General features: G+C 69.2%; 18 protein-coding genes. 7 read left to right on the top strand and 11 right to left on the bottom strand.

Translation table 11 applies throughout. The annotated features are described in order from the left end of the window. Positions 1-135 precede the first annotated feature (135 nt). Both AB0O19_RS15220 and AB0O19_RS15215 read right to left on the bottom strand, forming a co-directional pair. Entirely contained in the window at positions 136-798 is a 663-nt protein-coding gene (locus tag AB0O19_RS15220) for a response regulator transcription factor (RefSeq protein ID WP_363619795.1), read from the bottom strand. Next, complete coding sequence (locus tag AB0O19_RS15215; RefSeq protein ID WP_363619793.1) at positions 795-1,955, bottom strand: histidine kinase; 1,161 nt, start codon at positions 1,953-1,955, stop codon at positions 795-797. Before AB0O19_RS15215 ends, AB0O19_RS15220 begins: the two co-directional genes overlap by 4 nt. 489 nt (positions 1,956-2,444) lie before the next feature. Between AB0O19_RS15215 and AB0O19_RS15210 the strand changes: the two genes are divergently transcribed. After that, positions 2,445-3,944, top strand: coding sequence for a hypothetical protein (locus tag AB0O19_RS15210; RefSeq protein ID WP_363619791.1), 1,500 nt, complete (start codon positions 2,445-2,447; stop codon positions 3,942-3,944). 112 nt (positions 3,945-4,056) lie between these two features. Here the strand turns inward: AB0O19_RS15210 and AB0O19_RS15205 are convergent, their stop codons facing one another. After that, a complete protein-coding gene (locus tag AB0O19_RS15205) occupies positions 4,057-4,545 on the bottom strand; it encodes an SRPBCC family protein (RefSeq protein ID WP_363619789.1) in 489 nt (162 codons plus the stop codon). Between the two features lie 63 nt (positions 4,546-4,608). On the opposite strand from AB0O19_RS15205, the gene AB0O19_RS15200 reads away from it, so the two are divergent. Further along, positions 4,609-5,205 carry a helix-turn-helix domain-containing protein gene (locus AB0O19_RS15200; protein ID WP_363619787.1) on the top strand — a complete coding sequence of 199 codons (597 nt, stop codon included), beginning with the start codon at positions 4,609-4,611 and terminating at the stop codon, positions 5,203-5,205. Between the two features lie 41 nt (positions 5,206-5,246). Here AB0O19_RS15200 and AB0O19_RS15195 read toward each other — a convergent pair whose 3' ends face one another. Next, positions 5,247-6,179 carry a glycosyl hydrolase family 18 protein gene (locus tag AB0O19_RS15195; protein ID WP_363619785.1) on the bottom strand — a complete coding sequence of 311 codons (933 nt, stop codon included), beginning with the start codon at positions 6,177-6,179 and terminating at the stop codon, positions 5,247-5,249. Between the two features lie 382 nt (positions 6,180-6,561). Here AB0O19_RS15195 and AB0O19_RS15190 point away from each other — a divergent pair, with 382 nt between their 5' ends. The 4 genes from AB0O19_RS15190 to AB0O19_RS15175 all read left to right on the top strand — a co-directional run bounded on the left by AB0O19_RS15190 (position 6,562) and on the right by AB0O19_RS15175 (position 9,921). After that, the gene (locus AB0O19_RS15190) at positions 6,562-8,295 is read left to right on the top strand and encodes a recombinase family protein (protein WP_363619783.1); all 1,734 of its coding nucleotides are present in this window, start codon (positions 6,562-6,564) and stop codon (positions 8,293-8,295) included. Between the two features lie 331 nt (positions 8,296-8,626). After that, positions 8,627-8,875, top strand: coding sequence for a hypothetical protein (locus AB0O19_RS15185; protein WP_363619782.1), 249 nt, complete (start codon positions 8,627-8,629; stop codon positions 8,873-8,875). Between the two features lie 2 nt (positions 8,876-8,877). Next, the gene (locus tag AB0O19_RS15180; protein ID WP_363619780.1) at positions 8,878-9,375 is read left to right on the top strand and encodes a hypothetical protein; all 498 of its coding nucleotides are present in this window, start codon (positions 8,878-8,880) and stop codon (positions 9,373-9,375) included. 258 nt (positions 9,376-9,633) lie between these two features. Beyond that, positions 9,634-9,921, top strand: coding sequence for an HNH endonuclease signature motif containing protein (locus AB0O19_RS15175; protein WP_363619897.1), 288 nt, complete (start codon positions 9,634-9,636; stop codon positions 9,919-9,921). Here AB0O19_RS15175 and AB0O19_RS15170 read toward each other — a convergent pair whose 3' ends face one another. The 5 genes from AB0O19_RS15170 to AB0O19_RS15150 all read right to left on the bottom strand — a co-directional run bounded on the left by AB0O19_RS15170 (position 9,922) and on the right by AB0O19_RS15150 (position 14,044). Next, complete coding sequence (locus tag AB0O19_RS15170; protein ID WP_363619778.1) at positions 9,922-10,167, bottom strand: hypothetical protein; 246 nt, start codon at positions 10,165-10,167, stop codon at positions 9,922-9,924. A gap of 120 nt (positions 10,168-10,287) precedes the next feature. After that, entirely contained in the window at positions 10,288-10,935 is a 648-nt protein-coding gene (locus AB0O19_RS15165; RefSeq protein ID WP_363619776.1) for a hypothetical protein, read from the bottom strand. A 630-nt stretch (positions 10,936-11,565) separates the two neighbouring features. After that, positions 11,566-12,810, bottom strand: coding sequence for a hypothetical protein (locus AB0O19_RS15160; RefSeq protein WP_363619774.1), 1,245 nt, complete (start codon positions 12,808-12,810; stop codon positions 11,566-11,568). 35 nt (positions 12,811-12,845) lie between these two features. Beyond that, a complete protein-coding gene (locus AB0O19_RS15155; protein WP_363619772.1) occupies positions 12,846-13,772 on the bottom strand; it encodes a hypothetical protein in 927 nt (308 codons plus the stop codon). Positions 13,773-13,888: 116 nt separating this feature from the next. Continuing rightward, positions 13,889-14,044, bottom strand: a complete 156-nt coding sequence (locus AB0O19_RS15150; RefSeq protein ID WP_209414820.1) for a hypothetical protein — start codon at positions 14,042-14,044, stop codon at positions 13,889-13,891. Positions 14,045-14,288: 244 nt separating this feature from the next. Here AB0O19_RS15150 and AB0O19_RS15145 point away from each other — a divergent pair, with 244 nt between their 5' ends. Continuing rightward, on the top strand, positions 14,289-15,644 hold the full coding sequence (locus AB0O19_RS15145; RefSeq protein ID WP_363619771.1) for a tetratricopeptide repeat protein: 1,356 nt from the start codon (positions 14,289-14,291) through the stop codon (positions 15,642-15,644). A 154-nt stretch (positions 15,645-15,798) separates the two neighbouring features. Here AB0O19_RS15145 and AB0O19_RS15140 read toward each other — a convergent pair whose 3' ends face one another. Together AB0O19_RS15140 and AB0O19_RS15135 are read right to left on the bottom strand one after the other, a co-directional pair. After that, the gene (locus tag AB0O19_RS15140) at positions 15,799-16,230 is read right to left on the bottom strand and encodes a VOC family protein (RefSeq protein WP_363619770.1); all 432 of its coding nucleotides are present in this window, start codon (positions 16,228-16,230) and stop codon (positions 15,799-15,801) included. Positions 16,231-16,352: 122 nt separating this feature from the next. Further along, complete coding sequence (locus AB0O19_RS15135; protein WP_363619768.1) at positions 16,353-17,219, bottom strand: LLM class flavin-dependent oxidoreductase; 867 nt, start codon at positions 17,217-17,219, stop codon at positions 16,353-16,355. Positions 17,220-17,601: the final 382 nt, after the last annotated feature.

The raw sequence follows: 17,601 nt of genomic DNA, 5'->3' as shown, positions 1-17,601 counted from the left end.
GACTTGGTTTGAACGGGGACGCCGACGACGACGTCACGGTTCCCGTCCCGACCCGGACCCGACACCGGATCCAGACCTGGACCCGGACCCGACACCGGACCCGGACTGAGGACATCGCCGTCGGCTCCTGCGGCGTCATGCCGGGTGGATGAGGCGGCTCTCGTAGGCGAAGACCACGGCCTGTATCCGGTCGCGGAGTTCGAGCTTGTGCAGGATTCGCCCCAGATGGGATTTCACGGTCGCCTCCGCGAGGTACAGGGCGGCCGCGATCTCGGTGTTGGACAGGCCGCAGCCCACCTGGACGAGCACCTCGCGTTCACGGGCGCTGAGCCGGCTCAGCCGGTGGTCGGGGCCGGCGCTGCCGCCGTCGGGGATGTGCGGGCGCAGGTGCTCCAGCAGGAGGCGGGTGATCCGCGGGGACACCACCGCGTCGCCCGCGGCGACGCTGCGTATCGCGGTGAGCAGTTCCTCGGGCCTGGTGTTCTTCGGCAGGAAGCCCGAGGCTCCGGCGCTGAGTCCGGCGAAGGCGTATTCATCCAGGTCGAAGGTGGTGAGGATCAGCACTCTGCTGTGCGGGGAGGCCCGGATGACCTGCCGGGTCGCCTCGATCCCGTCGATGCCGGGCATCCGGACGTCCATGAGGACGACATCGGGGCGCAGCTCCCGGGCGAGGCGGATGGCCTGGGCGCCGTCCGCGGCTTCGCCGACCGGTGTCATGTCGGGCTGGCCCTCCAGGACCGTGCTGAAGGCCATCCGGAGCAGTGCTTCGTCGTCGGCGATCAGGATGCGGATCGTCATGCGGACGCCGCTCCGCCGCTGTCGAGGAGGAGGCGGGTGTGGACTCCCCAGCCGCCACCCGGGAGCGGTCCGGCCCGCAACGTCCCCCCGTAGGCGGCCGCGCGCTCGCGCATGCCGGGGATGCCGTGGCCGGACGGTGTGGCGCCGGGAAGCGGCGGGCGGGGGCCGCTGTCGGTGACGTCCACGGTGACGGTCCCGGTCGAGCACCGTATCCGGACCTTCGCGCGTGTGCCGGCGGGTGTGTGCTTGAGGGTGTTGGTCAAGGCTTCCTGTACCAGGCGGTAGACGGTCAGTTGTGCGGTGGCGGGTATGTGGGTGTGGCCGCCCTGGACCTCGATGCGGGTCGGCAGCCCGGCGGCGCACATCTGGTCGGCGAGGGCCTCCAGTTGGGCGATGCCGGGCAACGGGTGGCGTTCCGCGTCCGGTTCGTCGGTCCGCAGGATGCCCAACGAGCGCCGCATGTCGGTCAGGGCCTGCCGGCCCGTCTCGGAGATCTGGAGCATCGCGGTGGTCGCCTTGTCGGGCGACCGGTGCTGCGCGTAGACGGCGGCGTCGGTGAGCGCGACCATGACGGACAGGTTGTGGGTGACGATGTCGTGCATCTCCCGGGTGATACGTGTCCTCTCCTCGGCGACGGCCAGTCGTGCCTGCTGTTCCTGTTGCTGCTCCAGGCGTGCGGCCCGTTCCTCCAGGGCCGCGAGGTAGGCGCGCGTGGTCCGCACGTTCACACCCAGGACGGCGGCGGCGACGACCATCGCGGTGACCGCGACGAAGGGGGTCAGGAACGCGCCTTCCGTCGCCCAGCGCAGACAGGCCAGCAGGGCCCCCGCCTCCACGACGGCACCGGTGACGAGCGTGCCGCGCCGGCCCGAGTTCGCGGCTGCCGTGTAGAGGGCCACCAACAGGCATACGTCCGCCGGAAGTTGGACGCCCGCCAGCCACTGGACGAAGGCTGCGGCTGCCACGACGCCGAACACCGTGAGCGGGGCCCTGCGCCGCCACACCAGGGGAAGTGCGAGGGCGGCGGTGAGGGCGACGGCCACCGGCAGCTCGTGCGGTGCCCGGGTGGTGATGATGTTGAGCAGGAGAAGCGTCGGCAGCAGCGAGTCCCACACCACGGGCGGCAGCCGGGAGGACCGGCGCCCGGCGGCTGTCACCAGTCGCGCCGCTCGTGCGGAGGCCAGGTCGGCGTACCTCGTCAGCCGTGAGGTCGTCCCCGCCCACCGCACCCGCGTCAGCACCCACACCCTGCCCCGGTCCCGGCCCCGGCCCCGGCCCCGGCCCCGGTGGGCATCGCCGGGTTCCGCGGCCGCCTCGGTCATCGCACGTCCCTGTCGGTTCAGCGTCATGGTGGCCCCGGCCGGGGCTGCCACCGCGTGCGGCCGGATCCGAGTGGCGTACGGGGAACGTACGCCTCGCGCTGCCCGGCACTCCCGCGGCCCTGTCACGGTAGGCGGCGGCCCCCACGGAGCACATGAGTCCACCGTCTGATGGCACCGTGCCCGGGTACGACCGCAGGAGGAGTCCCGCTACCTCCCGTGGTCGTAGGGCGGCCGCCGATCCGGCGTGCCCGATTGCCACTCCGGTCGCACCGGGACCTGCCGCGGATTGCGACCCCGGTGGCACCCGACGGCGACCCGGGATCGATGTGGCAGCGCGTGCCCGGCGCCGAACATGGCCTGGTGACCGAGATCATCACGGGGCTGTACATGTCCCCCCTGGAAATCCTTGTCCTGCTGGGCGCCGTCGCACTGGTGGTGGCACGCTGGCTTCCCCCCTCCGCCCGCCCACGCGTCACGATCGCGGCGGCGGCGGTTCTCGTGCTGTCCGCGATCCTGCTGAGCGCGGCGGGGATCCGCTGGCAGATGCTGCCGGTACTGGCAGGCGCCGCCTTCGCGTCGCCGTTCGCCCTCTCCCCCCTGCTGCGACCGCTTCGACGCCGTCCCGGCCGGCCGGCGTGGCGGGCCCGATGGTGGCTGGCGTTGCCGGGATCGGTGGCCTGCGTCGGCCTGATCGTCACGGGCCCGGTGGCCGCCTGGGCCCTTCCCGTACCCGAATTCCCCACCCCGACAGGCGAGTTCGCGGTCGGCACCCGCGTGGTCCAGTGGACCGACCCGCACCGCCCCGAGACCTTCACCGCCGATCCGGACGACCGGCGCACGGTCGTGGTCCAGCTCTGGTACCCCGCGCAGAAGAGCCCCGCCGGCGCGCAGCGGGCCCAGTACCTCGGACGTACGGAGCACGAGGCGCGCACCGTCTCCGACGCCCTCGCCCGCCAGGTCGGCCTGCCGGATTTCCTGGTCGACGGTGTTCCGCGTGCCCACACCCATGCGGTCTTCGACGCCCCGGTGGACGGCGGGCGGGGGCGGTTCCCCGTCGTCCTGTTCTCTCCCGGGTCGGGCGGAGTGCGCACCCAGAACACCGCCTGGGCGGAGGAACTGGCCAGCCACGGCTACGTGGTCGCCGCCCTCGACCACCCGTACGACTCCGCCGCCGTCGTCCTCGCCGACGGCCGGACGATCACCAGCGAGACCACCTCCACCGGCGACCCTGACCAGGACGAGAAACTGGCGGCCGACTGGACGGCGATTCGGGCCGCCGACCTCGGCTTCGTCCTCACCCAACTGGACGGCCTGGACCGGGGTGAGACCGCCGACCCGCTGAGCGGACACCTGGACACCGGCCGGGCCGCGGTGGCCGGACACTCCATGGGCGGCGCCGCCGCCCTCCAGGCAGCCCGGCAGGACCGCCGCTTCCACGCCGTCATCGATCTGGACGGCTACCCCCACGGCCCCGCCTCCCCCTCCCTCGACCAGCCGACGCTCGCGCTCACCCAGGCCGCCACCCCGGCAACCGACCCGCGCTACCTGCCCCGCCTCACCGAGGCGCTCAAGTCCAGCACCGCGACGAGCTACCGGCTCACCATCCCCGGCGCCGCACATCTCACGTTCATGGACGGCCCCCTGTATCTGCCGCCCGTGCCCTCGATCGTCGGCTCCCTGGGCCGCACGGAGAGCCCGCGCGTCGTCGCCGCGGCCACCCTCGCCTTCCTGGACGCCGCGTTGCAGGGCAAACCCGGCGACCTGACGGGCGTTCTGCCCGCCTACGGCGACCTCACCGTCCACCGCCCGGACGGCAGCCACTGACCAGCTGTTCCGGGGGCACGTACGCCTGCCGGACGAGGACAACGGCATCAGACGAGATCATCAGCCGGACGGCCGTGCCCGAAACCGCTGGTAGGCGGCCCCGCGTCGTTGTTCACCTGTGGGCGAACGCGCGGAGCAGGCGTACGTACGGGGTCCAGCGGGCCGGGCGGGCCACCGTGCCCGTGCAGGCGAGCTCGGCGCGGTCCAGGCCGTCCTCCAGGCAGGCGTCGTGCATCGGGCGCCAGGCCGCCGGCCAGGTCAGGCGCGCCAGGCCGCCGGCCTTCATCGCGAGGGTGTGCCGCAGGACGGTGCGTTCCTCGTCGACGGGCAGCACCGTGAACTCGTGGAAGCCGTGGAATCCGCGCGGCCCGCTGAAGGTGAAGCGGATCCAGACCCCGGGCACGTACGCGGTGACCGTGTAGCGGACCGGGCCGTGGCCGCCGGTCGCGCCGACCGCCAGTGGGCGGTCGAACTCCATCGCGGGCCAGTCCGAGTGCGGCCAGAGCCGGTCCGCCGGGCCGCCTGACAGGTTGTCGACGAGCGCGCCCACCTCGCTCGCCTTGGCGGCCAGCAGGCGCTCGTGCACGTTGTAGACGCCCATGCGTCCTCCCCTTCAGATTATTAGAGACCATCCTCTAATAATCTGGAGGGTACCCTCTGATTCATGGCGAGACCACCCCGCTTCGACACCGACCAGATCCTCGACGCCGCCGTCCGGCTGGCCGCCTCCGCCGGGCCGGCCGGCGTGACCATGTCCGCCGTCGCCCAGGCGATCGGCGCGCCGAGCGGGTCCATGTACCACCGCTTCCCCGGCCGTACGGCACTGCTCGCCGAGGTGTGGCTGCGCACCGTGGAGCGTTTCCAGGAGGGGTACTTCGCCGCGCTCGGCAGCGCGGCCGACCCCCACCCGGCCGCCCGCGCGGCCGCCCGGCACGTCATCTCCTGGAGCCGCGCCCACCCGCAGGAAGCCTCGCTCCTCCTCTACGGCGCCGAGGAGTTCGGCCGCGCCGACTGGTCCGAGGACCACCAGGAGCGCGCGGACCTCGGCAGCCGACGCGTCCTCGACTCCATCGCCTCCCTCGCCGAAGCCCTCGGCGCGGCGGGCCCCCGGGACCACGAGCGCATCAGCCTGGCCCTGATCGACCTGCCGCTGTCCGTGGTCCGCCGCCATCTGCGCGCCGGGCAGCCGCTGCCACCGCACGCAGAAGACCTCACCGAGGAATGCACGGCGGCTCTGCTGGCCGACGCGGGGGCTCCGTGATCGAACTCCCCGAAGCCGGAGTCCTCCGCGGAGCTACACCGTCAGGCCCTGGCCGCCGGGGCGACGAGCGCCTGACGGACGGCGCAGTACCAGCTGGCGGGTCCGGTGGGGCAGTTGGGACCGTCGACGGCGCGGGAGAGCGCGTACTCCCAGCCCGCGGCACCGGCGAAGTCCGGGTACTTGTCGGCGAGAGCGCGCAGGGTCCGCTGGAGGGCCGGCATGTCGACGTAGCCCTCGCAGTCCAGGTTGTCGTTGGTGATGCCGGCGGCGACGACCTTGGACGCGGGGAACTGGTTCCGGATGACCGCGTCGTAGTCGGTGGTGTCGGCGAGGCTGCCGTTGCCGCAGTAGAACTGGGTGTTGTACCAGCGGATCAGGGGGCCGACCTGCTTCTCGAGCGTGCGGTAGTCGAGGAAGGGGAGGTTGCTGCCCTCGGGCATGGTGAGCTCGCCGGGCCCCGGGGCAAGGGTGATCAGGAAGTCCGGCCCGAAGTCGGAGCGCAGCTGACGGATGAGCCGCTCGGCGGTCGCCTCGCGGAACGCTTCCTCGACGTCGAGGTCGATGCCGTCCAGCCGGTACGTCCTGAGGGCGTCGCGGACGGGCGGGTAGTACGTGCCGAAGTCCTTGTCGAGCAGCCCGTACGTCCCCTGCGCGGCGCCGCCGAGGAGAGCGGTGACCTTGACGCCCTTCGCCTGCACCGAGGCGATGTCACGCCACATCGGAACGTACTTGGGCGCGGAGGGCGGGTCGTCGTTCAGGGTGAGGATCGGGTACTGGGCGGGATCGTTGAGGTGGAACGCGGCCACCTCCACCACGTCCGCGTGACCGATCAGGGGCACCGGGGAGACGTAGTGGCTGTCCGGGTCACCCGTGGTCGTGCCGGTCTGGTAGAACGCGACGACGTGGCGGGTCGCCGACGTCTTCGCCGCGGGAGAGGTGCCTCGCACCCCATCCGGGTGTCCGTGACTGCTCATGGGCGGATTCCTCCTGAGTGATCGGCCACAGACCTGCTGTGGGTCACCAGGAAGCGTGCCGCCCCGCCCTGGAGGGTCGCGCGCATTCCCACCACGCGTCCTGGAATTCCACTCCGCCAGCCCCGTACCGCCGCCGCCCATCGGCCCGGCCCGCCGGCTCGGCCCACCAGGTCGAGGCCGGCGAGGTCGGTGTCGCGCTCGGCCCGACGGGCTCCCCGCCTCGCCGGCTCGGGGGAGGCTCAGTCGACGCAGAACTCGTTGCCCTCGACGTCTCCCGACACACAGAACTGGATGTTCTGGAGTGTGAGAGATGGCAGCGGCATCTGTGCAGGTCAGGGGCTCGGAGTGCGGTACTGGGAAATCTTCCCCCTCCCCACGCAGTATGGAAGACTCCCGCAATCCGTTGTCCGGCACAGTGTTCAACGAGACCCTTCGGGGTGTTCGTTGCGTCCGCCTGTCCGTACTGACGGACGAGACCACCAGCCCCGAGCGGCAGCGCGAGGCGGACGATCAGGCAGCCGCAGCGCTGCACATCGACTTCGGGCAGGGTGCCGCACTCCGGGAGGCGGTGGACCTCGACGTCAGCGCGTCGAAAACGAGTCCGTTCGACCGCCCGCAGCTCGGCCAGTGGCTGAGCAACCCGGACAGCTTCGACGCCCTGGTGTGGTGGCGCTTCGACCGCGCCATCCGGTCCATGGGGCACATGCACGACCTCGCCAAGTGGGCGAGGGAAAACCGCAAGGTGCTGGTCTTCGCCGAAGGCATCGGTGGCGGGCGCCTGGTGTTCGACTTCCGCAACCCCATGGACCCCATGGCAGAGCTCCAGATGCTCATGCTGGCGTTTGCCGCACAGGTCGAGTCGCAGAGCATCAGCGACCGCGTGACCGGCGCCATGGCTGCCATGCGCAAGATGCCGCTTCGGTGGCGTGGCGGTGGTCGTCCGCCGTACGGCTACCTGCCCGCCCCGATGCCCGAGGAGTTCGGCGGCAAGGGTTGGACCCTGGCGCCCGACCCCGACGCGGTCAAAGTCATTGAGCGCATCGTCCGGGAGCTGCTGGAGGGTGCCACGGTGTCCGCCATCGCAGTGGGGCTCAACACCGACGACGTACTCAGCCCGCGCGACTACTGGTCCGTCAAGAACGGGCGAAAGCGGGGCGGAAAGACCGGCGGGGCGAAGGGCTCCCACGTCGTGGTGGACGTGTTCAAGTGGACTCCGGCGGTCATTACCCGGATGCTCCGCAGTGAGACGCTGATCGGCTGGAAGATGCACAACGGCGTGCCCGTGCGCGACGACCACGGCAACCCGATCATGTGCACCATGGACCCGATCCTCACCCGCGAGGAATTCGACCAGATCGGCGCCATCCTTGACGAACGCAGCATCGAGAACAGCGACCGGTCCGACACGGATGCCCTGCTGCTGCGGGTCATCCACTGCGATTCGTGCGGCGGGCGCATGTACTTGAACGCGCAGGAAGGCAGGACCGCTACGTACAAGTGCAACCACCACGCCCGCGGCGACAAGTGCGAGGCACCGTCGAACGTCCGGGGAGACTGGGCAGATGACCACGTGGAAGAGGAGTTTCTGCGGCTGGTCGGCCCCATCCGGACGAAGACCGTCGTAGAGGTGCCCGGGTACGACCCCGAGCCGGAGCTGAACGCCACCGTGGCGGAGTACACGGCGCACCTCAAAATTCAAGGGCAGCAGAAGTCTCGGCACGCTGCGCAGGAGTGGCAGAAGCGACATAACGCGCTGGACAGCCGCATAGCTGAGTTGGAGTCCCGGGAGAAGACCGAGCCCACGCGGGTGGTCACGGAGACCGGGCGGACCTACGCGGACGACTGGGCGACCGCGGACGTTGCTGGCCGGCGACGGATGTTGGTAGACGCCGGGGTCCGGCTCGACGTGCGGCGGGGTGTCCGCGGCGGGTGGCGGAAGCTGGACACGCGGCGGGTCACGTTCACCATCGCGGGTGAGCTGGACCCGGCGATCGAGGAGACGGCTGGGCTCCGCACCGAGCTGAGTGCGTCGCCGCAGACCGCCCCCGCGGCAGGCAGTCGGGTCCGCCTCGCCGAGCCCGTCGCGGCGCAGCCAGCGGGGGTGGTGATGGGGTGACGCTGATGACGGTGATTTCAGTTTTCTCTAGATGTTGAGTGTCTAAGAGAAACAGAAATTTGCCTCACCAGCGTCACCCCGTCACCGGTTCGCGGGCGCGGGAAAGGTCTGCGCTCTCCACAACAGTAGGGAGGGAAAGCCCACTGCCGACGACCATGGGAATTCGTCCCCCTCTTCTACCTCCGAGAGTGCAGGTCTAGCGTGCGCCCCACTGACGGGCCCAAAGGACCGAGTATCCGTACCTCTTTTGCTGCTCTGCCCGTGCGCCACACCCGCTGACCCTCAGAGACGTTTCCATTTCGCCGACAGCCAACCAACCGGAGGCAACACCGTGACCAACCCTGAAACGCCCAAGTACTCCTACGAAGACCGGGAGATCGCAAAGCTCCACAGGAGCGCCGACGCTTTCCGGTACAGCGCCGACATGGAGCACCTTGCCAAACTGAGGCGCGACCGCCCCGAACAGTACGACCAGGTCAACCCGATCAGTCGCATCTCGCTCGGCCACTACGAGATCGCGAAGGCTTCCGCCATGCAGCTCGGCCGCAACGTTTCCGCCCCCACCGATCGCGAGGTCTGAAAGTGAACCCTGACGTTTCCAAGGCGGCCGACAAGCTCGCCAAGCTGCGTGCCCAGGCGGACAAGCTCGCCGCACCACTTGCGGAGGCCGAGGCAGCTTTGGCGGGCGCCGAGGCGGTCGAGCAGGCTCGCCGTGCCGAGCGTGCCACCGAGTACGACCGCGCGTTCGTCAACACTTGGATGGCGCAGGCCGAGGGTCGATCCACGCGGGGCAACGAGCTGCATGCGGAGTTCCTCGAACTCCTTTCCGCTGAGCCGTGGTTCAAGGTATATGTCGCACACCGTGCCGAACGGTACAAGCGCGAGAAGATCCTGACCGCCGCACAGAACGCACAGTCCCACCTCGGTGACCCGCTGACCGTTCCAGAGCCGCGCCGGTACGACCTGCGGATTATCGAGGACATCACCAGTGCGGTGGAGAAGGCTGCCGAGGCCATCGGTGCGGCCTTCTCAGAGGACCTGGACGCCGCCAGGGACGCCTACATCGAGGCGACCGACTGACATGGCCGTTGACGCGCTCGAACCCGGCCCGGACGGTACCTATCCACACTTTCCCCGGGATGCGCAGGGGCGGCCTGTGTGGTCGGATGCGCCAATTGGCTTGCCAGTACGCAGTGGTGGGGCGCCAATGCCGCGAGGAACCCAGCAGATGAGCGACCCCAGGCACCCTGGCCGGCTGCTAGCCGTCGACGTGACGCCTAGACGTCCGGACGGCAGCCCGATCGATCCGCCGGTCATTCCGCCGGGCCCGTAGACCGGCTGCACGAGTCGCAAGTCCCCTGTATCAGGAACTCTACGGAATGGCTGATACAGGGGACTCGTCGGCACTACAGCGGCGCCGAGCGGCTTCGCCGGCAGATCGACCGAGCAGGCTCCGCGGTCTGCGGACTGTGCGGCGAGGACTTCCCCGCCGAGCTGGTCGACGTTGACCACCGGACCCCGCTCGCCCTCGGCGGCGAGGACACCGACGACAACGTTCAAGCTCTGTGCCGCACTTGCCATCAGGCCAAGACAGCAAGAGACTTCGGAGCACCAGCGCCGTTCTAACTACCGTACGTGCGAGGTGCCGATGCCATCGACGCCCTTGATAAGTGCTGAGGGGCCGAAGGTGTTGTGTGTGCCGTCCATGATGCTGTCCCCGAAGATGCCGAGGTTCTGGTTCAGTGATGAGTCGTTGTTCGAGGACCCCGTGTCCCCAAGACCCAGGATGCCGGATGCATGGGCCGTGCCCGTGATCGTCAGTGCAGCCCCGGCGAGAGCGAGGGCAGCAAGTACGCGCTTGGTGTTGTTCATACGCTGCCAACGATCTTGAGCCGTTCGGGTCACGCCCGGACATGGCTCCGCCCCGGCGCGGGCTCTGAGAGGTCCATGCCGGGGCGGTAGGGCCCTGGTGGAATGCGTCAGATCGGGAGGCTACTGCCCGCTTGTCCAGGAGTTGCGTTCCTTTTCACGCTGGTTGTCCTTGGCCTCGCTGGCGTAGCCGGCGTTCCGCGTGGCCTCGACGACGACATCCGAGCCCCGGGGGTAGACGTTCACCTCTCGGCCGTAAGCGGGCTGGTACAGCGTGACCCCGTAGTCGTCATCGCCACCGTTGCCGTGCCAAACCTTCTTGATGACTCCGTCTTGATACTGGCCGCCGGTGGACTGTTCCAGCTTGGTGTTGATGATCCGCACCTCTCCGGCGGGATAGGGCTCCTTGAGCTTGTTGACCCTGAGGGTGGACGCCTCGCGTGCGGCCCACTCGCGCTTCGCCACGGCCATGGCGTCCTCCCGGTCGAGGAAGCCGGAGTTGTCCGAGTCGAGGTCATCGAAGAGCTTGGCGGCTTCCTGCTCGTTCCACAGTCCCTCGAACATGCCCCGGTCACTCCGGGCGTAGGCGAGCCACTCCTCCTTGCTGACCATGCCGTCCCCGTCCCCGTCCCCGGTCAGGTCGGCCATCTGGAGCCACCGCTGGAACTGCTTCAGCGTGACAGTGCTTACATCCATGGTCATCTCATCTCTCTGCGGCTTCTTGTCGCCCGGAGCACTGCCCACCGTGATCGTCCGGAACACATCAATCACTCGAACGAGCGAACTAGAGCTAACCCCCCTGCTGGTCGAGTAGATCCGAGGTATCCCATGCCGCGACGACCCCGCCCCCCGTGCTCTGTCCCCGGGTGCCCCGAGCTGACCGCCCGTGGTGGTCGCTGCCCCGAGCACCAGGCCGAGGCGGACGCACAGCGAGGCACACCAGGTGGCAGCGCGTACGGTCCTCGCTGGCCCCGCATCCGTCGGGCCTACCTCTACGCCCATCCGTGGTGCGTGCTCTGCGCTCGCCTCGCGGTGGTCGCTGACCACTTCCCCGAGTCGCGCCGCTCACTGGTCGCCCGAGGCGTGCCCGATCCTGACGCTTGGTCACGGCTCCGCCCGCTGTGCACGTCCTGTCACAGCCGCGAGACGGCCGTTCACCAGCCCGGAGGATGGGCCTCGGAGCGCCAAAAGCCCATGCAAAGCCCCTGACCTGCGGGTTTGCCCAGGGGGGTGACTCCCCTCCCAGGGCCCAAAGCGCGGCAGGGAGGGAAAAAACCCTCGCCGCAACTAGACCCGTTTGCGCGGAGAGTCACAGATCAAGAGAGTCGCAAAGGCCCCGCCTTGTTCTCCCTCAGGGGAGCGAGGCGGGGCCTTTCTGCGTTTGTGAAGAACCTCCCGTACTCAGCGCGGAGCGGCCGGGAGGTGAGCGGCCGAACGCTTGGCCACATCGCGCGCCCGGAATCCGAAGCTGATGAGGGTCACGCGTTCTCCGGCGCCAAGGGGCGTCCTACCGTGCGGGGTGATCGCCCCATCGAACACGACGCACTCGCCCGCCGCGAGATCGCAAGCACGGTAGCCGTCGGCGCCGATGAACACGGTAGTGCTCACGGTGGGAGCCGCCGCGGAACGCTCGTGCTTGAGGCACAGGATCAGGTTGGCCTCGCCGAACCCGAACTCGTCAACGTGGAAGTCGAGGAACTGCCCCTCCTCCAGATAGGCGATATAGACGCCGTTGTGCGGCTGCTCGACTTCCAGGCCGGTGGACTCCGTGACGACTGCGGCGAGATCGACTTGCCCAGCGAACCGGTTCGCGGCATCGCCCACGGCTGCGTTCCACTTGCCGTTGTGAAGGTAGCCGTTGATGGCCAGGGCCTCCTCGGCCTCCTGCGCCATCGCGGTGATCAGCTCGGTGGGGAACGGCTGGTCGCGCAGGTGTCGCGGGTGGACCCGCTGATGCGCGGTCAGCCCACGTACGGCGCCCCGAATAGCGGGGAAGTCCTCTGCCCACCGGTCCGGGCTGCGGGCCGTGGTGTGGGACTGGAGCCACGTGGTCCACTGACCGTTCCACCGGCGAGGCGCAGTGTCGTCCGCTCCCGGTGCGGCGGCGCGGGCGATCAGCAGTTCCACCCGCGAGAGTGCTGCCTGTGTGGACTCGATCAGCTCGGTGTCGCCCTTGGCGATCCGCAGCCGCAGCGCTTCCCGGAGGTGAGCCTCTGCCCCCGCGAGGTCACCGCGCTCCATCAGGTACTTACCGGTGTGCTGGAGCGCGAAGTCCACCAGCTCCGGGTGTTGGCTCCGCGCGGTGCCCAGGGCGCTGCGGTAGAGCGCATCCGCAGTCCGCATGTCGCCAGCGTAGCGGTGGGCGTCGCCGAGGTTGAGCCCCGTGGCTACGACCGCTCGGGTGTTGCCGCTCGCTGCGGCCAAGTCGAGCGACTGACGCAGGAACGAAAGGGCCTCCTCGTGGTGGCCCAAGCACATCTGGCCGACACCGATCCATCTGGTCAGGACCCGGGTGCGGGCAAGGTCGGTCCCCTCGGGCAAAGCCCTTAGGTCGTCGTGGAGTTGGCCGACCGCGGTGGCCAACTTGCTCCGGTCGGTCGGGACCATCCGCAGGCCGGCGTCTTGTGTGATGAGGTGCTGGAGCACCGGACCCTCCTCGTTCGGTTCTGCTCAGGGTGGCACTACAGCTGGTCGGTCTGCCGGCGCAGGTCGGCCAGCAGCTCCACCCCGTGCGGGGTGAAGTTCTCACTCAGGAGTTCGAGTTCGCGCATGAGGTAGCGGACGGCGGGCAGGCCCTCGTCGTAGGCGGCCTGGAAGCACGTGCGTTCGGTGGCGGTCAGGTCGTCGCGGTCCAGCTCGGTGCGGCGGAACCTCAGCAACTGGTTGTAGACACAGGTCGCGTGGAAGGACCGGTCCACCTCCCAGTACTGGTTGCGCGCGACGCCCTGACCCGCTCGCCACTTGATCTCGATCTTCGGGGACTCCTTCGACGAGTACCCGTCGGCGAAGACCTGGTGCTGAAGGACGTGGAAGCTGATCGACTGGTGCGTTCCCTCGTGGAGCAGGTTCTCCGCCAGGAACCGGGGGGACGGCTCCGGGCTGACCGTGTTCGGCGGGATGTGGTGTCGGGCCTTGTCGGAAAACACGACGATGTACGGGAGCGCCGGGTCACTGGAACTGGTCAGCGAAGAAGCGCGGACCCCGGGCTTGAGCCCGACCCACAACATCCCACGGACGAACTCGCGCACGCGGGCGAATCCCTCGGGGTGGACCAGCGACAGGCGGTCCAGCGCCTCGGACAGTGCTGCGCGGCGGTCATCGGTGTGCTCGGCGATCTCGTAGCTCGTCAGGTTGATCTCGTTGGCGATCTCGCCGGGAAGCTGGGCGTCGAACCAGTCGAAGGTCACTCCGGCCACGGTCACGCTCTCGCTGCGCAGGGAACGGGCGTGCTGCGCGTAGGGGGTGCCGGACTTGATGAGGCGTTCCATCAAGGCGAACGGCAGAGTGCTCTCCGCGCCCTCCTCGCGCAGGCGGAGCAGGTCCGGGTCCTTCCGGCCGAGATCGAAGAAGGAGCCAGCCGGGACGCTGGTGGCGATGGTGGTGTTCACTATGGTCTCTCCTTGCTTGGGGCTGTGTGGCGATGCCGCGCGGCGGGCCGGCCCGGGTGGTCGTCCGAGCCGACCCGCCATGCCGTCAACTACACGGCATCAGTTCGGAGTTGCTGTCAGACCTCGGTGGCCACGGGCGCGAAGTCGCCGTCCGGGACCGAGTGGTCCAGCCGCCGCGTCAGGGACTCGACGCCCACCGGCGCGAAGTCGCCGTCCGGCACCGAGTGGTCCAGGCGCCGCGTCAGGTTGCTGACCTGGGTGCTGTCGGACATGGTTGTGCTCCCTCCATAGGTACTGCTGCGGATTGGTGCTCCTCCCCGAGGTTCGGGGAGGAGCTTGCCGACCGGTGGCGGGTTCACCGCGTGGCTTGCGGCAGGTGTCGTCATTGCCGTGCCAGTCGGCGGGAACCCCCTGGCCTGTCGGTGCAATCAGTGAACAGTCAGTCACGCTCCGGCGGTACGGTGTGAGCACACCGATCCCGTTCAACCCGTTCAAGATCGCAATTGGGGGCGACAGTTGACGGACACTAAGGCGCCGAACGAAGCACTGGCCCGGGTGATCGCGGAGGCCGGATGCACGTACCAGGCCCTGGCGACGACAGTGCGCACGGTCGCTTCGGAGGCGGGGGAGCACTTGGCCACGGCTCCATCGGCCGTCGCTCACTGGGTGGCCGGCGGTACCCCCACCGGGCGCACGCCGCAGTATCTTGCCGAGGCCCTTACCCGGAAGACGCGCCGCAAGGTAACCGTGGCGGAGATCGGATTAGGGTCGGAAGCGATCGGGGAGGTTATGAGTGCCGACCCGCTGGCCACCGCCGCCGACCTCGGGAGAGCCGTGATGCAGTCCCGCCGTGACTTCCTCGCCAGTGCGTTCGCCACCGCCGCCGTGGCGCTGCCGCTGACCTACGATCACCATGCGGTCGCAGCGACCCTGCGAGCGGGAAGGTCCGGCGGCCGGGTGGGCGTCGGCGAGGTGGCCACCGTCCGGCACATCACCGGCGTGTTCACTGCCGCTGACGAGCGTCTTGGCGGTGGGCACGGGCTGAGCGCGGTGACCACCTACCTGACCGACACGGTGGTGCCGATGCTCCAGGCCGTGTACCCCTCCGAGGCGATTCGCCGGGACGCCTACGGCGTGGCTGCCGAACTGTCGTACCTCGCCGCGTGGAAGTACCACGACCTGGGCCGGGAGGGCGCCGCACAGCGGTACTACCTCCTCGGCTACCAACTCGCCTGCGAGAGCGATCCGACGGGACACGGAGCCTGGATGATGCGTGCCCTCGCTCATCAGGCCCTCAACCTCAAGCAGCCGGAGTTCTGCGTTGAACTGGCGGAGGAGTCCCTGCGGCGAGCGCGTGGGAAGGTGGACCCACAGACCGAGGCCCTGCTGCTGATCACGAGCGCCAGGGCGTACGGAGCTGTGGGGAGCGGGCAAAAGGCCGCAGCGGCGCTACTGGCGGCCGAGGACGCCATGCTTGACACCGCGACGCCGCCCGCGTCCTTCACGGCGGCTACTGGGCCGGTAGCGGCAACTGTCGCCTCTCACACCGCCAAGACGCTGGCCGAGCTGAAAGACCACCAGGCGGCCGAACGTCACCACCGCGCAGCCCTCGCCGGTCGTGACCCCGAGGCGTTCCGGCGCATTCACGCCCTGACGCTCGGGAACCTGGCCCGGTCGGTCGCCGCTCAGCGCCGCCACGACGAAGCCGTGGGGATTTGGGGTCAGTCCCTGGACTTCATGGATGGAGTCGTCTCGGACCGACACAAGAAGGACCTTCACAAAGTCCGTACCACGATGACGAGTTGGGCCCGGCGTGGCATTCCCGGCGCCGCAGACCTCGGGCAGCGCGCCGCCGAACTCGTCCGAGCCTGACCTGCACCCGCCAGACCCCGCCCTGGCTGGTCGCGTGAGTGCTGGGCCGTCCCGCACCATCGAGCCGTTCGCACTGAGTAGGTCTCGCCAGACAGCAAAACGCCCCGTCCGGCCAAGCGCCGGGCGGGGCTCTGTCGTTGGTGCTGACCTGCGGCTAAGCTGCACAGAACTGGTAGTCACGTGTGTTGGGGTCCTGCATCACGATGCACGAATCGTGGCCGTCGTAGAGCAGTTGCACGCGTACCGCGCCGAGCGCGACCAGCCGGGTGCACTCGGCTTCGAGCGTGGCGAGGCGCTCCTCGCCCACGAGCCCGGTGCCGACCCGCACGTCGAGGTGCACCCGGTTCTTGACGACCTTGCCTTCGGGAACGCGCTGGAAGAACAGTCGCGGGCCCTCGCCTGTGGGGTCACTGCAGGCGGACCACGAACCCCGGTCCTCAGCAGGCTGGGAGCGGTCGTACTCGTCCCAGGTGGCGAACCCGTTCGGCGGCGGCGATTCGTACCCCAGCACCTCGCACCAGAAGCGGGCGACGCGCTGGGGTTCCGCGCAGTCGAAGGTGACTTGGAACTTCTTGATCGATGACATAAGCGCACCATAACAGGGGTGCTGTCGCTCATCTCCGGCTCAGGATCCGCACGTTGGCGCTCCCGAAACGGCAGGAGCGCGGGTCCTCCAGGAGAACCGGGAGCCACGCAGCCACGGAAGTGCTACCCCAACGACGTGGTGACGGTGTGGTGGAGCCGGGCGATCTCGTCCTCCCAGTCGGGGACCGCGCGGGCGGGGACCAGGATGACGTGTTCGACGCCGACGGCCGCGAACTCGGCCAGGCGCTCGCGCAACGCCCGGTCGCCGCCGACGGCATAGACGTCGCGGCTGGTGCAGCCCTGCTTGTGGGCCGAGACCTCGGCGTCCAGCTCGCGCCGGAGCTCGGGGGTGTCGATGGCGGGCGGCACGTAGACGAGCTGCACCGCGCGGGTGATGTGCTCGGTGCGGCCGAGGTGCTGTCGCTCCTCGTCGAGGACCTTCAGGCGCCGGCGGTACTCGGCGGGGGTGATGAACGCGGGGACCCAGCCGTCCGCGAGGGCGGCGACGCGCCGTACGGTCCTCTCCCTGCCTCCGCCCAACCACACGGGCGGCACCCCGGTCGGGCCGCTGCCGCTGGATTCCCCGGCGGACTCCCCGACGAGGCGGCGCAGGCGGCGCAGGATGTCCTCCAGGGCGGCGGCCGCTTCGGCGGGGTCTCGGATGAGGGCCTCGCGGGGGCCGCCGATGCCGAGCTGGGCGACGAACCGGCCGTTGGACCGCCGGTACAGGTCGGTCAGTTCGCGGACCACGGCGGAGGGTTCCAGGCCGGCGGCGACCAGGACGTGCGGACCGAATACCAAGGCAGATGTCCGGTGGGCCACTTCCCGTGCCAGCTCAAGCGGCGGGGGCATGTCGTCCCCGTTGTTGTTGTAGAACCAGAACGAATCGAATCCGTGCTGCTCCACCGCGTCGAGCAATTTCCACAAGTGGCCCCGCGTCACGTCATGACGCAACGAGGTACCGAAACAGAAGCCGAATTGCAGACCCATGAGACCTCCCTGTCGAGATATTGCCTGCGGGGCACGGCCGCCTGCCAGGCGGGCGGTCGATGAATTGGCGGGAGCCAGATGAATACCGACTTCAGGTCCGCGATCCACAGGATTTTCCGCTCCTGTCGAACCCTTTCGAACCCTGTCGAAATAAGGGGTCTCCGCTCACCGCGCGCAGCCGACGAATCGGATCAGATACACCTTCGCCTGGAACGTACCACAGGGGTCAAGACTTCGAGAAGTGCGCCAATCCAGGACCGGAGCTCATTTACCGAGCCATATAACATCCTTTAACCAACCTTCGCAAGGTCCACAGGTTTCACTCAAACCAACGGTGTGATTCGCCCCAAAGTGCGCTCTTGCGCGGGTCCCAGGACGGCAG

Origin of the sequence: Kitasatospora sp. NPDC091276 (assembly GCF_040684355.1) — a bacterium.
Taxonomy (GTDB): Bacteria; Actinomycetota; Actinomycetes; order Streptomycetales; family Streptomycetaceae; genus Kitasatospora.
The sequence above is the reverse complement of the archived record's forward strand: the minus strand, read 5'-3'. Positions and strand labels throughout refer to the sequence as shown.

Coding starts and splice junctions, on each gene's coding strand:
- AB0O19_RS15220 (WP_363619795.1), bottom strand. CDS start 798: ATGACGATCCGCATCCTGATCGCCGACGACGAAGCACTGCTCCGGATG.
- AB0O19_RS15210 (WP_363619791.1), top strand. CDS start 2,445: ATGTGGCAGCGCGTGCCCGGCGCCGAACATGGCCTGGTGACCGAGATC.
- AB0O19_RS15205 (WP_363619789.1), bottom strand. CDS start 4,545: ATGGGCGTCTACAACGTGCACGAGCGCCTGCTGGCCGCCAAGGCGAGC.
- AB0O19_RS15200 (WP_363619787.1), top strand. CDS start 4,609: ATGGCGAGACCACCCCGCTTCGACACCGACCAGATCCTCGACGCCGCC.
- AB0O19_RS15195 (WP_363619785.1), bottom strand. CDS start 6,179: ATGAGCAGTCACGGACACCCGGATGGGGTGCGAGGCACCTCTCCCGCG.
- AB0O19_RS15190 (WP_363619783.1), top strand. CDS start 6,562: ATGGAAGACTCCCGCAATCCGTTGTCCGGCACAGTGTTCAACGAGACC.
- AB0O19_RS15170 (WP_363619778.1), bottom strand. CDS start 10,167: ATGAACAACACCAAGCGCGTACTTGCTGCCCTCGCTCTCGCCGGGGCT.
- AB0O19_RS15150 (WP_209414820.1), bottom strand. CDS start 14,044: ATGTCCGACAGCACCCAGGTCAGCAACCTGACGCGGCGCCTGGACCAC.
- AB0O19_RS15140 (WP_363619770.1), bottom strand. CDS start 16,230: ATGTCATCGATCAAGAAGTTCCAAGTCACCTTCGACTGCGCGGAACCC.
- AB0O19_RS15135 (WP_363619768.1), bottom strand. CDS start 17,219: ATGGGTCTGCAATTCGGCTTCTGTTTCGGTACCTCGTTGCGTCATGAC.